Genomic DNA, 14,364 nt, shown 5'->3' with positions numbered 1-14,364 from the left:
CTCGGGGGTGGTTGCGGACGGGTCGGGGGCCGCGCCGCGCGCCGGGGAGCCGAGCGGGGCGCCGCTCGGGGCGGGCGACGGCGACGACCCGATCGTCTGGGAGAAGACCAGCGCCTCGGGCGGCCGGACGGCGGGGGCCTCCTGCGCGGACTGGCGCGCCGCGGGCGAGGGGACGCCCTTCACGGTGCCGTCGGGGTCGAGGAAGGCCGGGTCGCCGCCCGGGACCATGCCCAGTTCGCGGGCCCGGCGCTGGAGGGCGTCCGGGGCGGAGTAGGAGTCGATGTCGCGCTGGAGCGCCTGCTCCTCGTCGGTGAGGCTCTTGGTGTCCCTGCGCAGGTCGTCCATCTTGAACGAGCCCTCGCTGAGCGCGGAGTTCAGCACGAGCAGTCCGATGAGGCCGCCGCCGAGGAGGACGACGACGAGGAGGACGAACGGAGTGCGGGCCGCCTGCCGCGGCCCTGCCGGGAAGAGCCGCGCGAGACGGGCGGCCCTCCCTTTCAGCGGGGGTTTCCTGCTCACGCGCCCTCCCCCGGGTGGAACGCGCCACCCTCGGCTCACGCCCGTCATTCGATGGACTCCCTGATCCGCTCGGCCCCGCGCAGTCGCGCCGGGGCCGCGCGTCGGTTCTCGGCGATCTCTTCCTCGGTGGGAAGTTCGGCACCGCGGGTGAGCAGCTTGAGCCGCGGCTGGTAGCGCTCGGGGACAACGGGCAGTCCGGGCGGTGCGGTGTTGGCGGCGCCGGCCGCCAACACCTGCTTGACCAGCCGGTCTTCGAGCGAGTGGTACGACAGGACGGCGATGCGTCCGCCCACGGCGAGCGCCGCGACGGCGGCCGGGATCGCGCGCTCCAGGACGGAGAGTTCGCCGTTGACCTCGATGCGCAGCGCCTGGAAGGTGCGCTTGGCGGGGTTGCCGCCGGTGCGCTTGGCGGCCTGCGGGAGGGCGGCCCGGATCAGCTCGACGAGCCGGGCGCTGTTGGTGAACGGCTCCTTGTCGCGCTCGCGCACGACGGCCGAGACGATCCGCTTGGCCTGCTTCTCCTCGCCGTACGCGCGCAGGATCCGCACGAGTTCGCCGGGCGGGTAGGTGTTGAGTACCTCGGCGGCGCTGACGCCGGTCGTCTGGTCCATGCGCATGTCGAGCGGGGCGTCCTGGGCGTAGGCGAAGCCGCGGTCGGCCTCGTCCAGTTGCATGGAGGAGACGCCGAGGTCGAACAGGACGCCCTGCACGCGCGCGTGCCCGAGCCGGTCCAGCACCTCGGGGAGTTCGTCGTAGACGGCGTGCACGAGGGTGGCGCGGTCGCCGAAGGGGGCGAGGCGCTCGCCGGAGAGGCGCAGCGCCTCCTTGTCGCGGTCGAGGGCGACGAGCCGGGCCTCGGGGAATTGGGTCAGCAGCGCCTCGCTGTGGCCGCCGAGACCGAGCGTGCAGTCGACGACCACCGCTCCGGGTTCCCGCAGGGCGGGGGCCAACAGGTCCAGGCACCGCTGGAGCATCACCGGGACATGTCGACTGTGACTCAAGGGGCCCTCTCAGATCCGGCGGGTGGTGCGCACCGCCGGGTCCCCGCCCCTCGTGAAGGGAAGGCCCTCCGGCGCCGCGGGGAGATCTCCGGCGGCCGGCCGGGGTCTCTCGGGGTTCAGTCCAGCAGGGAGATCGTCGCCTCCCGCTTCGCGTCACTTTAGTCCACGGTGTCGCGCGGTCAATCAACCGGCCTGCGCGGCGCGGCCCAGCGGTGCGCGCCCCTTCCGGACGGCTGTGTCGCACCTCACAAACGGGACGTGATGACGCTCTTTTTCCCTACCCACAGCGAGACCGGAACACCCGTGACCAGTACCGTCATGGGTATGACGACTTCCGCATCCGTACCCGTCGAATCCGAAGGCGCCATAGACGTGGGCGCCGTGACCGACCGCCTGGTGGAGGCGAACGAACGGTACGCCGCCGCCTTCGCCGACCCCGGCATGGACGCCCGGCCTGTTCTGGAGGTCGCGGTCGTGGCCTGCATGGACGCCCGACTCGACCTGCACGCCGCGCTCGGCCTGAAGCTCGGCGACTGCCACACGATCCGCAACGCGGGCGGTGTGGTCACCGACGACGTGATCCGCTCGCTCACCATCAGCCAGCGCAAGCTCGGCACGCGCAGCGTCGTCCTGATCCACCACACCGGCTGCGGCCTCGAGGCGATCACCGAGGACTTCCGCACGGAGCTGGAGATGGAGGTCGGCCAGCGCCCGGCCTGGGCGGTCGAGGCCTTCCGCGACGTCGACCAGGACGTCCGCCAGTCGATGCAGCGGGTGCGCACCTCGCCGTTCCTGCTGCACACCGACGACGTGCGCGGCTTCGTGTTCGACGTGCGCACGGGCGCGCTGCGCGAGATCGCACCCGCCTGACCTCCTCCTCCGCCCCGCACTGCCCGCCGCCGCCCGCCGATGCCCGTGTGACCGATCACGGGCACGGTCGTTGACTGTCGTTTCGCTGTTGATTCGCACCTCTCGGGCGCCCGAATCCCCATAACACCGACATATCGCGGACAGTTGTCCACAGGCGAGTGACACGAATCGGTAACGGCAGCAAGAATGCGAGGGTGACGCCACGCTGAGCAGTTCCGCGGCGGCGTCCGTGATTCGGGGTGGGCCGGTTTGCCGCACAGTGCGTCGGCCCGGAGAAAGTTTGGGCCGAGGAGGGCCGGGTGACGACCTATGACGAGCGAGCGAGCCTCACAGATCTGACCGCCACTGTGGAGCGTGTCCGCAGTTCGGTGGAGGGAGTGATCGAGGGCAAGCCCGAGGTCGTACGGCTTTCGCTGACCGTGCTCCTCGCCGAGGGGCATCTGCTGATCGAGGACGTACCGGGCGTCGGCAAGACGATGCTGGCGAAGGCGCTGGCGAAGTCCATCGACTGCTCGGTGCGCCGCATCCAGTTCACCCCCGACCTGCTGCCCTCGGACATCACGGGCGTGTCCATCTGGGACCAGCAGCGCCGGGACTTCGAGTTCAAGCCGGGCGCGATCTTCTCGCAGATCGTGATCGGCGACGAGATCAACCGCGCCTCGCCCAAGACCCAGTCGGCGCTGCTGGAGTCGCTGGAGGAGCGCCAGGTCACCATCGACGGGCAGACCTACGAGCTGCCCAGTCCGTTCATGGTGGTCGCCACGCAGAACCCGGTCGAGATGGAGGGCACCTACCCGCTGCCCGAGGCCCAGCGCGACCGCTTCATGGCCCGGGTCTCGATCGGTTACCCGAGCCCCGAGGCCGAGTTGCAGATGCTCGACGTGCACGGCGGGGTCAACCCGCTGGACGACCTCCAGCCGGTCGCGCACGCCCACGAGATCGTGAAGCTCATCGACGCCGTGCGCGGTGTCCACGTCGCCGACGCGGTGCGGCGCTACGCGGTCGACCTGGTCACCGCCACGCGCACCCACCCGGACCTCAGACTCGGCGCCTCCCCGCGCGCGACGCTGCACCTGGTGCGCGCGGCCAGGGCGACCGCGGCCCTCAGCGGCCGGGACTACGCCCTGCCGGACGACGTGCAGAGCCTCGCCGTGGCCGTCCTGGCCCACCGCCTGCTGCCCACCGCGCAGGCCCAGCTCAACCGCCGCACGGCGGAACAGGTGGTCGAGGAGATCATCCAGCACACCCCGGTGCCCGCCACCCCGCAGACGCACGGGTACGGGCTGGGACACGACCCGCAGGCGTACGGCCAGCAGTCGCGGAGGCTGTGATGTCCGCCGGGGGATCCGGGCAGCCGCCGGCCGGGCGGACGGCGAGGGGCGACAAGGGCAGCGTGCGCACGGCGCTGGCCGGTCTGACCACCCGGGCCGGTCCTTCCTGGCCGCCGGCATCGCGGCCGCCGTGTGCGCCTACGTGCTCGGCCAGCCCGATCTGCTCCGCGTCGGGCTGCTGCTGGCCGCGCTCCCGCTGATCTGCGCGGCCGTCGTCTACCGCACCCGCTACCGGGTCGCCGGCAGCCGCAGGCTCTCCCCCGGGCGCGTGCCGGCCGGCAGCGAGGCCCGCGTCCACCTGCGCATGGACAACGTCTCGCGGCTGCCCACGGGTCTGCTGATGCTCCAGGACCGGGTGCCGTACGTGCTCGGCCCGCGCCCCCGCTTCGTCCTGGACCGCGTCGAGGCGGGCGGCCGCCGCGAGGTGTCCTACCGGGTCCGCTCGGACCTGCGCGGCCGCTACCCGCTGGGCCCGCTCCAGCTGCGGCTGAACGACCCCTTCGGGATGTGCGAGCTCACGCGCTCCTTCTCCACCCACGACACGCTGACGGTCATACCGCGGGTGGAGCCGCTGCCCCCGGTCCGGCTCAGCGGCGAGGCCAAGGGGTACGGCGAGGGCCGGCAGCGCTCGCTGGCCCTCGCCGGCGAGGACGACGTCATCCCGCGCGGTTACCGCTACGGCGACGACCTGCGCCGCGTGCACTGGCGCCTGACCGCCCGCTACGGCGAGCTGATGGTGCGCCGCGAGGAGCAGCCCCAGCGCTCGCGCTGCACGGTGCTGCTCGACACCCGCGGTCTGGCCTACCAGGGCGCGGGCCCGGACTCGGCCTTCGAATGGGCGGTCTCCGGCGCCGCCTCCGTGCTGGTGCACATGCTGGAACGGGGCTTCTCCGTGCGGCTGCTCACCGACACCGGCAACTCGGTGCCCGGCGAGGGGGCCGACGGGTTCGCCGGAGCCAACCAGGAGTCGGCCGACGCGGCCGGACTCATGATGGACACCCTCGCCGTGGTGGACCACTCCGACGGCACGAGCCTGTCGCGGGCCTACGACGTGCTGCGCGGCGGGAACGAGGGCCTGCTGGTGGCGTTCCTCGGCGATCTCGACGACGAAGAGGCGGCGGTGGCCGCGAGGATGCGCCAGCGCAGCGGGGGCGCCGTGGCCTTCCTGCTGGACGGCGACCGGTGGGCGCGTGAACCGAACGGCGCCCCTGATCCGATGAACAGGCAGGAGGAGCGGCTGCGGATGCTGCGCGAGGCGGGCTGGATGGCCCTGGGCGTGCCGCGGGGCGCTTCGCTGAACGAATTGTGGCGCCAGGCGGACCGCGACCGGGCGGGCGTGATGACGGGCACGGCGAGCGGCGGGGAGGGGTGGTCATGAGCGGGCGTGCCCGGCTGACGCTGTGCTCGGCGGCCGCCACCCTGATGGCGTCGTGCGCGCTGCTGCCCCTGGTGGACCCGGCGACCTGGCTGGTGCAGGCGGCGTTCATGCTGGCCGTCCAGTCGGGAGCGGGGGCCGCCGCCCGACGGGTCCCGCTGGCCCGGCCGCTGACCGTGGCGGCGCAGGCGCTGGTGACGCTGCTGATGCTGACCCTGGTCTTCGCCCCCGGGCAGGCGCTCGCCGGCGTGATCCCCGGCCCCGAGGCCTTCCGTCACTTCGGCGACCTGCTCCGGTCGGGCGCCGACGACGTGGGGCGGTACGCGATCCCGGCCCCGCTGTCCGACGGCATCCGGCTGATGGTGATCGGCGCGGTCCTGGTGATCGGCCTGGTGGTCGACACCCTCGCGGTGACGTTCCGCAACGCGGCTCCGGCCGGTCTGCCGCTGCTGGCGCTGTACTCGGTCGCCGCGGGCCTGTCCGACGGCGCCGCCGACTGGCTGTGGTTCCTGGTGGCCGCCGCGGGTTACCTGTTCCTGCTGCTCGCCGAGGGCCGGGAGCGGCTCTCGCAGTGGGGGCGGGTCTTCGGCGGGTCCGGGCGCGGCCCGGGCGGGCAGCCCGGCCCGGTCGCCCCGGTGCGCACCGGCCGGCGCATCGGGATGGCCGCGCTCGGCGTGGCCCTCGTGGTGCCGCTGCTGCCGCTGCCGGCGATCCAGGGCGGCCTGCTCGGCGCGACGGGCGCCGGCGTGGGCGCGGGCAACGGCGGCGGGGGCACGATCTCCGCGGTGAACCCGCTGGTGTCGCTGCGCGACAGCCTGAACGTGGACGAGGACCAGACGGTCCTGACCCTGCGCACCAACACCAACGACCTCTCCGACATGTATCTGCGGATCGTGTCCCTGGACGACTTCGACGGCACGACGTGGCGACCGGCCAAACGCCACATCGTCGCGGTGCCCGACGACTTCCCCGCGCCCACCGGGCTGGGCCCCGACGTCAAGCGCACGGAGATCACCACGCGGATCGCGGCCGTCGACGGCTACGCCCAGGACTGGCTGCCGATGCCCTACCCGCCCAGCGGCGTGCAGATCAAGGGCAACTGGCGGTACGAGCCGGTCGGCATGACCCTGGTCGGCGACCACGGACAGAACACCAGCGGCAAGACCTACCAGGTCAAGAGCCTGGAGGTGCAGCCGACGGCGCAGCAGCTGGCGGCGGCGCCGCAGGCTCCCGGCTCCGTGCGGCGCGACTACACCAAGGTGCCGGACTCCCTGCCGACGGTGGTGGCGAAGCAGGCCCTCGAGATCACCAAGGGCTCCGACAACGACTACGAGAAGGCGGTCAGGCTCCAGGACTACTTCGCGACGACGGGCGGCTTCGAGTACGACACCCAGGTCGAGGTCGGCAACGGTCCGAACGCGATCGCCCGCTTCCTGCGCGACAAGCAGGGCTTCTGCGTGCACTTCTCGTTCGCGATGGCGGCGATGGCGCGCACCCTGGGCATACCGGCACGGGTCGCGGTGGGCTTCGCCCCGGGCTCCCCGCAGGCGGACGGTTCGGTCGCGGTGGGACTGAAGGACGCGCACGCCTGGCCGGAGCTGTACTTCGAGGGCGTGGGCTGGACCCGCTTCGAGCCGACCCCGACCCGAGGCACCACGCCCACCTACACCGTGCCGGACTCTCCGGGCCAGACGCTTCCCGAGCTGCCGCAGGCCTCGCGCTCGGCGGACGCCGCTCCGTCGACCGCGCCCTCGGCGAGCTCCGGCTGCTCCGCGCGGGAGAAGAAGCTCGACGACTGCGCCGGCGTGCTGCCGGTGGACCAGTCGGGGCAGGGCGGCGGTGGCACCCCCTGGTACCGGATCGCCGCCTGGACGCTGCTGGGGTGCGCGGTGCTCGCCCTGCCGATGCTGCCGATGCTGTGGCGGCTGAGAAGGCGTTCGGCGCGGCTGGCGTCCGCCCAGCACTCCGCGGCGGCCTCGGGGGCTCCCCCGGGCCGGCGCGCGAAGGCGGGCGCGGACGGCGCGGTCGCGAACGGGTCGGGGCCGGGGGTCCTGCTGGACGAGCCGGGGGAATCGGCCGCTGCCGCAGCCGCCCATGTCCTGGCGGTGTGGCGTGAGCTCACGGACACGGCCTGGGACTTCGGCATCGAGCCGGACGACGCGCTGACCCCCCGGCGGGCGGCGGCGCGGATCGTCCGCAGCGCGGACCTGGACGAGACGGCGGGCCGTTCGGTGCACCGGGTGGCCGGGGCGGTGGAACAGGTGCTGTACGCCCCCGAGCCGAGAGCGGAGGCCGGACTGGCCGACGAGGTCCGCACGGTGCGGGCGGCACTCCAGGAGAAGGCCGGCTGGAGGACGCGGGTGCGCGCCGTCGTGGCGCCGCGCTCGGCCGTCCGCGCGCTCTGGGATCTGGCGGACCGCTGGACGGCCCTCAGGAACTCCTCGACGGCCCGGCTGACGGCGCTGGTGCGGCGGCCCTCCGGCCAGCAGGGCGGCTGACCGGCTCGTCCTGCCCCGACCGCGCCGGCCCGGGCAGGACGAGCCCGCCCACTGGTGGCTCCAGGAGCCCAGCCGGTGGCCCCTCGGGCCGCCCGGGCTGCGGACGGCGGCGCTCGCGTGGATCGACCGGCTCAGCGCCGTCGCCGGGAAGCTGGTGCACGAGCCGGGAAGCTGCCGCACGGGCTGCTCACCTCGAGCGGCGCGCCGGCCTCGCCGTCCCGCTGATCAGCTGCCCCCGCTGATCAGCCGGGGCAGCCAGGACGGTGCCGGCAGCTGAGGGCCCGGATCGGCGGCGAGCACGGGCAGACATGGTTGAGGGGGCGACCACCCAGTCGGGTGGTCGCCCCCTCAACCATGTCTGTTCACGGCGGTGTCAGTGACCGCCCTGCTCGTCACGGCGGCGCTGCCAGCGCTGCTCGATCCGGTCCATCATCGAGCGCTTCTGCCTGACCTGGCCGCGGGCGGGCGGGGCGCCCGCCACTCCGGTCGCGGGCTGTTCACCCGGCTTGGGGGCCTTGCGCCAGCCGGTGACGGCGAGCACCGCGCAGCCGAGCATCACGAGGAAGCCGACCACGCTCAGCCACACCTGCTTGGCGACCACACCTGCCATGAGGAGCGCGATTCCGACGAGGAAGCCAGCGATCGCCTGGTAGACCCGCCGCCGGGTGTACGTACGCAGCCCGCTTCCCTCGAGCGCTGACGCGAACTTGGGATCTTCGGCGTACAGCGCTCGCTCCATCTGCTCGAGCATGCGCTGCTCGTGCTCCGAGAGCGGCACGGAGTCCTCCTCATCGTGCAGTCGCCGGGGCGACCCGGGGGGTCCCTTCAGGATAGGCGGGGAATCGCCCCCGTGAAACCCGCCCCTCTACGCCAATTGGCCAACCGACGCCCGTCATGGACGTCCCGGCTCGCTGAGGTTTCCATTCCCCGGCAGCCGACCCGTCATGCCGGGCGGTCTCCCTCGATCATACGGCGCACCGCGGCCGAACGGGGGGCCTGTGGCGTACTCCATGCGCAGCCAAGTCCCTGATCAGCGGTACGTCCCGGGAGGCGCTCAGCTCCCGTCGGCCCCCTGCGTCCCACCCAGCACATGGAGCTGGGTGGCGACGGAGTGGAAGGCGGGGAGCTCGGCGGCCGCCTCCTCCAGCGCGAGCAGGGCTTCCAGCGCTCCGGGCTCGGTGTCCACGAGGACGCCCGGCACCAGGTCGGCGAAGACCCGCACCCCGTGCACGGCCCCCACCGCAAGGCCCGCGCCCCGGACCAGTTCGGTGAGCTGCTCGGCGGTGAACCTGCGCGGCACGGGGTCGCCGTCGCCCCAGCGGCCGTCCACCGAGGTGAGCGCCTGCCGGGCCTCCTTGAAGTGGCCCGCGAGGGCGCGCGCGAGCACGGCGCCGCCGAGCCCGGCGGCGAGGAGGCTGAGGACGCCCCCGGCGCGCAGCGCGGCGACCGCGTTGCGGACGCCCTCGGCCGGGTCGTCGACGTACTCCAGGACGCCATGGCACAGGACGGCGTCGTAGCCGCCGCGCTCGACGACGTCGAACAGCCCGTGGACATCGCCCTGGACGCCCTGCACCCGGTCGGCCACGCCGGCCTCGGCGGTGCGCCGCTCGAGGGCGAACAGCGCGTTGGGGCTGGGGTCGACGACGGTGACCCGGTGTCCGAGGAGGGCCACGGGCACCGCGAAGTTGCCGCTGCCGCCTCCGGTGTCGAGGACGTCCAGCGACTCACGGCCGGTCGCCTTGACCCGGCCCTCGAGGGCGTCGCGCAGGACCTCCCAGACCACGGCGGTGCGCAGGGAGGCGCGGGAGCGGGAGGGGCCGGGGCGGGCCGGCGTCGGCTGGGGACCGGGGTGGGAGACGGGCGGGCGCATCGGGTCCGACACGGCAGTTGACTCCTCGGCGCGGCACCGCCTCTTGCACGGCGGAGCGAACGGGCTGCCCTCCCCGCACCGGTCCGCACCGGCGTGCGCACGGACGAGGGGAAGGCTTCAGGCGCCTTCCACCCTATTGCCTCCGGCGTCCTGTCCCGTCACGCGACCGGACCGCGCCGCCCGGGCCGGTCACTCACGCGCGCGCCGACGGCGGGCCTCGTCGGCGGGCCGCACCCACGGGGGCGGCCGGCGGCTGCGGGCAGGGCCGCGACGCCATGTCAGCCCGCGTCCGGGAGGCCGCGGTCGGCTGCCGGGCCGTCGGCGTCCTCCTCCTGACGCGGCTGCGGCAGGACGGGCTGGAGCACCAGCATCCGCTCGACGAGACGCAGGAACATCGCCACGTCGCGGATCAGGTCGTCGGCGTCCCGGCGGGTGGCCGCGCCCTGGATGCCCGCCTCGGCCCGGGCGCGGCGCCGGGCCCCGGAGGCGAACAGCGCGCTCCACTCGGTGAGTTCGGGCGCTATCTCGGGGAGCACTTCCCAGGCGCTGCGGATGCGCGCCCGGCGGCGGGGCGAGGGCTCGGGGCGGCCCCGCGCGGCGAGCACGGCGGCCGCGGTGCGCAGGGCCGCCAGATGGGCCGTCGCGTAGCGCTCGTTGGGGGTTTCGAGGACGGCCGCCTCGTCGAGCCCGGCGCGGGCCTGGGCGAGCAGGTCGAGGGCGGCGGGCGGGGCCGTGGTGCGGCGCAGCACGGGGTGCACGTCGCTCGCGGGGCCGTTCAGTGAGGGTGCAGGGCCGGTGGCGCGGCGCCGGTGTGCGGCGGCTGCGTGGTAGGGGGCCATGACGAACCTCCTGTCGTCTGTGTGACGGCACGTCCGATACGGGCTGCCGTATGACCCCATCGTGCGGTATGCCACTGACAATCCGTTCTGACCTGGCCTTTTGCTTCGATCGGAAGTTCGGGCTAGTTTTTGCACTGACCAGTCAGTTCAAAAAATTACAGGGGGGAACCTGTGGACGCAGTCGGTGTCACCGCCGACGGCCTCGGGCTCCGAGGCCCTCGCGGCTGGGCGTTCCGGGACGTCGCCGTCGACGCGGAGCCCGGTTCGCTGATCGCCGTCGAGGGGCCTTCGGGCTCCGGCCGCACGAGCCTGCTGCTCGCGCTCACCGGGCGCATGAAGGTCACCGAGGGGACGGCGACCGTGGGCGGGTGGCGTCTGCCCGGGCAGGCGGCGGCCGTGCGTCGCGTCGCCGCTCTCGCGCACGTACCCGGTGTGACCGATCTCGAACCCGCGCTGACCGTCGGGGAGCACCTGCGCGAACGGGCGCTGCTGCAAAGGCGGTTCGGCGGGGCGCTGCGCGACCTCGTGCGGCCGCGCGCGGACCGGGCGGCCGAGGCGGAGCTGCGCATCGACGCCGCCCTCGAAGCCGCCGGACTCGACCGCGAGTCCCTGCCCAAGGGCTCGCGGACCGCCGTGCGGGACCTGGAGCGCGTCGAGGCGCTGCGGCTGTCGGTGGCGCTGGCGCTCGTCGGACGCCCCCAGCTGCTCGGCGTCGACGACGTCGACCTGAAGCTGTCCGAGGCCGAGCGGGCGCAGGTCTGGGCCCTCCTCGGCTCCCTCGCCGAGGCGGGGACGACCGTGCTGGCGGTGTGCGCCGAGGCGCCCGAGGGCGCGGTCACCGTCACCACCGGTGCGCACGCGCTCACCGGCGACGCGGACGCGGTCCCGTCCGGGGACGGGCCGAGCGGTCCGCGGGACGACCGGCGGCCCGGCCCCGAGGCCGACGCTCGCCCCGCCCCGCAGGACGACCGGCGACCCGCCCCGAAGGACGACCGGGGACCCGGCCCGCAGGACGACCCGGACTCCGGGCCGCCTCGCGACCGAAACGCCGGACCGCAGGGAGATCGGGAAGCCGGGCCGCAGACGGAGCCGGAGCAGGCCGCCGCGCCGGCCGCCGGTCCGAAGGAACAGGACGAGGAGGAGTCGGATGCGCTCACCGAGACTCGCCGCGCTTGAGCTCAGGCGTTTCGGCCGGGGCCGGCTCCCCCGGGCCGCCCTCGTCGCGCTCCTGCTGCTGCCCCTGCTGTACGGCGCGCTGTACCTGTGGTCCTTCTGGGACCCCTACGGCCGGCTCGACCGCATCCCGGTGGCGCTGGTCAACGACGACCGGGGGGCCACCGCCGGCGGCAAGAGGATCACCGCCGGGGCCGACATCACCGAGAACCTGCGCGACAGCAAGGTCTTCGAGTGGCACGAGGTGAGCTCCGCCGAGGCACGCGCGGGCGTGGAGGACGGCAGGTACTACCTGTCGCTGACCATGCCGGCCGACTTCAGCCGGCGGATCGCCTCCAGCTCGGGCGACTCCCCCGAGACGAGCGCGCTCCAGGTGCGCACGAACGACGCGAACAACTACATCGTCGGTCAGATCTCGCGGACGGTCTTCAGCGAGGTGCGCACGGCCGCGTCCACGAAGGCCTCGCGGTCCTTCCTCGACAAGATCTTCGTCTCCTTCTCCGACATCCACGGCGCGACCGCGAAGGCCGCCGACGGCGCCGACGACCTCAACGGCGGCATCGGGAAGGCCGAGAAGGGCTCCAAGGACCTCGCGGACGGCCTCGGCAACGCCAAGGACGGCAGCGGCAAGCTCGCGAAGGGGCTGAAGAAGCTCGACAAGGGCGCCGACAGCCTCCAGAGCGGGTCGCAGAAGGTCGCGGACGGCACCCAGAAGCTCGCCGACAAGGTCAACGGGGTCGCCGGCGCCCTCGGGCCCTTCGTCAAGTCCAACGAGAAGACCATCGGCGACACCGCCCGGCTCGTCGACGACTCCTCGAAGGTGATCGAGGACCATCTGGAGGCCCTGGTGAAGGCCGCCCCGGTGGCCGCCACCGGAGCCCACACGGCCTCCGACACGCTCGCCGCGATGTACAAGGCGCGCTGCGAGACGCCGGTGCTGCCCGACCCCGCGTGCGCCGACCTGAAGAAGGCCAAGGACGCGGCCGCCGACGTGGCGACGGTCGCCGACGACGTCGACACGCTGGTCGCCGATCAGAACGGCGACCTCAAGACGCTCCGCACGAACCTCACCGCCCTGCGCAAGCAGGCCCAGTCCCTCGCCGAGAACGCCCCGCACCTCTCCGAGGACCTGGACGACGCAGTGTCGCAGGTCAACGCGCTGAACACCGGGGCGGCGAAGGTCGCCCAGGGCGCCAAGAAGATCAACACCGGGCTCGGCAAGGCCAAGACCGGATCCGTGAACCTGGACGCGGGCGTCGGCAAGCTGGAGACGGGCGCGCAGAACCTCAACGGAGGCATCTTCAAGCTCTCCGACGGCTCCGGAAAGCTCGCCGACGGCCTGCACGACGGCGTCGGACGGATCCCGGACTACGACGCCCGCGAGCGCGACGCACGCACCGCCGTGATGGCCGACCCGGTCCAGCTCGCCTCCCACGACCAGCACAAGGCGCCCAACTACGGCACCGGTTTCGCCCCGTACTTCATCCCGTTGTCGCTGTGGGTGGGCGCGATGGTGGCCTACATGCTGATCGCGCCCATGAACCGGCGCGCGCTGGCCGCGGGCGCTCCGGCCTGGCGGATCGCGCTGGCCGGCTGGCTGCCCGTGGTGGCGGTCGGGGTGCTCCAGACGACGGCCCTGATGGCCGTGCTGCACTGGGCGATCGGCCTGGAGATGGTCCGCGCGGCCGGCACCGTGGGCTTCCTCTTCCTGGTGGCGGCGTGCTTCGCGGCGATCGTGCAGTGGCTGAACGCGCGCTTCGGGGCGGCGGGCCGGATCCTCGTCCTGGCGCTGCTGATGCTGCAACTGACGTCCGCGGGCGGCACCTACCCGGTGCAGACCAGCCCCGGCTTCTTCAACGCCATCCACCCCTACCTGCCGATGAGTTACGTCGTCGAAGCGCTCAGAAGGCTCATCAGCGGCGGCGGCCTGGGACCGGTGTGGCAGGCGTGCGCGGTGCTCGTCGCGTTCACCGCGGGCGCGCTCGCGCTGACCGCCCTGTCGGCCCGCCGCAGCCAGGTGTGGACCCTGGACCGGCTGCACCCGGAGCTGAGCCTGTGACGATCGGGCGCCCGGGGGGCCGCGTTCCTGTGACAATCAGGACCATGGACAGCAGCACCACCCCGGGCGGCCGCACCCGCCGCGAGGCCACCCGGCAAAAGCTCTACGAGGCGGCCGTCACCCTCATCGCCGAGCAGGGCTTCTCGGCCACCACCGTGGACGAGATCGCCGAACGCGCCGGCGTGGCGAAGGGCACGGTCTACTACAACTTCGCGAGCAAGTCGGTTCTCTTCGAGGAGCTGCTGAGGCACGGCGTGGGCCTGCTCACCGCCTCCTTGCGGGAGGCCGCGGAGGGCACGGCGCGCGACGGCGGGAGCAGGGTCGACGCCCTGGACGCGATGATCCGCGCCGGCCTGGTCTTCATCGACCGCTACCCCTCCTTCACGCAGCTGTACGTGGCCGAGCTGTGGCGCACCAACCGGGCCTGGCAGTCCACGCTCATGGTCGTGCGGCAGGAGGCCGTGGCCGTCGTCGAGGGGGTGCTGCGCGAAGGCGTGGACAACGGCGAGTTCAGCGCCGAGATCGACGTGCAGCTGACCGCGGCCGCGCTGGTCGGCATGGTGCTGGTCGCCGCCCTGGACTGGCAGGCCTTCCAGCCCGAGCGCTCCCTGGACGACGTCCACTCGGCGCTGTCGCGGTTGCTTCAGGGGCGGGTGAGCGGTCACCGCTAGGACCGGCCGTCTCACGCGAGGCCGCGCGGGCGCAACGGGGGCGCCCGCGCGTGGGAGGGGCGGGACGCCCGCGCGTGGGAGGGGCGGGCGGACACGCGGGCGGACACGCGCAGGCGCCGGTCCGTGACGGCCACGTCCCCCGTGGACCGCCGCGGACC

11 protein-coding genes and 2 pseudogenes are annotated in these 14,364 nt (G+C 73.6%); 8 read left to right on the top strand and 5 right to left on the bottom strand.

The window, feature by feature from the left end; translation table 11 throughout:
* Both ftsL and rsmH read right to left on the bottom strand, forming a co-directional pair.
* A partial coding sequence (ftsL, locus tag KMS84_RS34360) for a cell division protein FtsL (RefSeq protein ID WP_256920450.1) occupies window positions 1-519 on the bottom strand: 519 nt, incomplete at its 3' end.
* A gap of 44 nt (window positions 520-563) precedes the next feature.
* A complete protein-coding gene (gene rsmH / locus KMS84_RS34355; protein ID WP_256920448.1) occupies window positions 564-1,520 on the bottom strand; it encodes a 16S rRNA (cytosine(1402)-N(4))-methyltransferase RsmH in 957 nt (318 codons plus the stop codon).
* A 324-nt stretch (window positions 1,521-1,844) separates the two neighbouring features.
* Between rsmH and KMS84_RS34350 the strand changes: the two genes are divergently transcribed.
* The 5 genes and pseudogenes from KMS84_RS34350 to KMS84_RS43505 all read left to right on the top strand — a co-directional run.
* Window positions 1,845-2,390 carry a beta-class carbonic anhydrase gene (locus tag KMS84_RS34350; protein WP_256920446.1) on the top strand — a complete coding sequence of 182 codons (546 nt, stop codon included), beginning with the start codon at window positions 1,845-1,847 and terminating at the stop codon, window positions 2,388-2,390.
* Between the two features lie 299 nt (window positions 2,391-2,689).
* Window positions 2,690-3,721, top strand: a complete 1,032-nt coding sequence (locus KMS84_RS34345) for an AAA family ATPase (protein WP_256920445.1) — start codon at window positions 2,690-2,692, stop codon at window positions 3,719-3,721.
* A pseudogene (locus KMS84_RS34340) lies at window positions 3,721-5,099 on the top strand (DUF58 domain-containing protein). The gene KMS84_RS34345 and the pseudogene KMS84_RS34340 overlap by 1 nt, the downstream one beginning before the upstream one ends.
* Entirely contained in the window at window positions 5,096-7,594 is a 2,499-nt protein-coding gene (locus KMS84_RS34335) for a transglutaminase TgpA family protein (protein WP_256920444.1), read from the top strand. Before KMS84_RS34340 ends, KMS84_RS34335 begins: the two are co-directional and overlap by 4 nt.
* Window positions 7,595-7,610: 16 nt before the next feature.
* A pseudogene (locus KMS84_RS43505) lies at window positions 7,611-7,757 on the top strand (isopenicillin N synthase family oxygenase); the annotation flags it as partial.
* Window positions 7,758-7,967: 210 nt separating this feature from the next.
* Here the strand turns inward: KMS84_RS43505 and KMS84_RS34330 are convergent.
* The 3 genes from KMS84_RS34330 to KMS84_RS34320 all read right to left on the bottom strand — a co-directional run bounded on the left by KMS84_RS34330 (window position 7,968) and on the right by KMS84_RS34320 (window position 10,303).
* On the bottom strand, window positions 7,968-8,372 hold the full coding sequence (locus KMS84_RS34330; protein ID WP_256920443.1) for an SCO2097 family morphological protein: 405 nt from the start codon (window positions 8,370-8,372) through the stop codon (window positions 7,968-7,970).
* 276 nt (window positions 8,373-8,648) lie between these two features.
* Entirely contained in the window at window positions 8,649-9,476 is an 828-nt protein-coding gene (locus tag KMS84_RS34325; RefSeq protein WP_256920442.1) for a class I SAM-dependent methyltransferase, read from the bottom strand.
* 266 nt (window positions 9,477-9,742) lie between these two features.
* Window positions 9,743-10,303, bottom strand: a complete 561-nt coding sequence (locus tag KMS84_RS34320; RefSeq protein WP_256920441.1) for an SAV_6107 family HEPN domain-containing protein — start codon at window positions 10,301-10,303, stop codon at window positions 9,743-9,745.
* Between the two features lie 171 nt (window positions 10,304-10,474).
* Here KMS84_RS34320 and KMS84_RS34315 point away from each other — a divergent pair, with 171 nt between their 5' ends.
* From KMS84_RS34315 to KMS84_RS34305, 3 genes are read left to right on the top strand one after another with little or no spacing between them, the layout of a single operon-like run.
* The gene (locus tag KMS84_RS34315) at window positions 10,475-11,479 is read left to right on the top strand and encodes an ATP-binding cassette domain-containing protein (RefSeq protein ID WP_256920439.1); all 1,005 of its coding nucleotides are present in this window, start codon (window positions 10,475-10,477) and stop codon (window positions 11,477-11,479) included.
* Entirely contained in the window at window positions 11,451-13,535 is a 2,085-nt protein-coding gene (locus KMS84_RS34310; protein ID WP_256920438.1) for a YhgE/Pip family protein, read from the top strand. Before KMS84_RS34315 ends, KMS84_RS34310 begins: the two co-directional genes overlap by 29 nt.
* Window positions 13,536-13,579: 44 nt before the next feature.
* A complete protein-coding gene (locus KMS84_RS34305; protein ID WP_256920437.1) occupies window positions 13,580-14,206 on the top strand; it encodes a TetR/AcrR family transcriptional regulator in 627 nt (208 codons plus the stop codon).
* Window positions 14,207-14,364 lie beyond the last annotated feature (158 nt).

It is taken from the genome of Streptomyces hilarionis (genome assembly GCF_024539675.1).
Classification (GTDB): domain Bacteria; phylum Actinomycetota; class Actinomycetes; order Streptomycetales; family Streptomycetaceae; genus Streptomyces; species Streptomyces hilarionis.
This window is presented reverse-complemented; position numbering and strand designations above follow the sequence as displayed.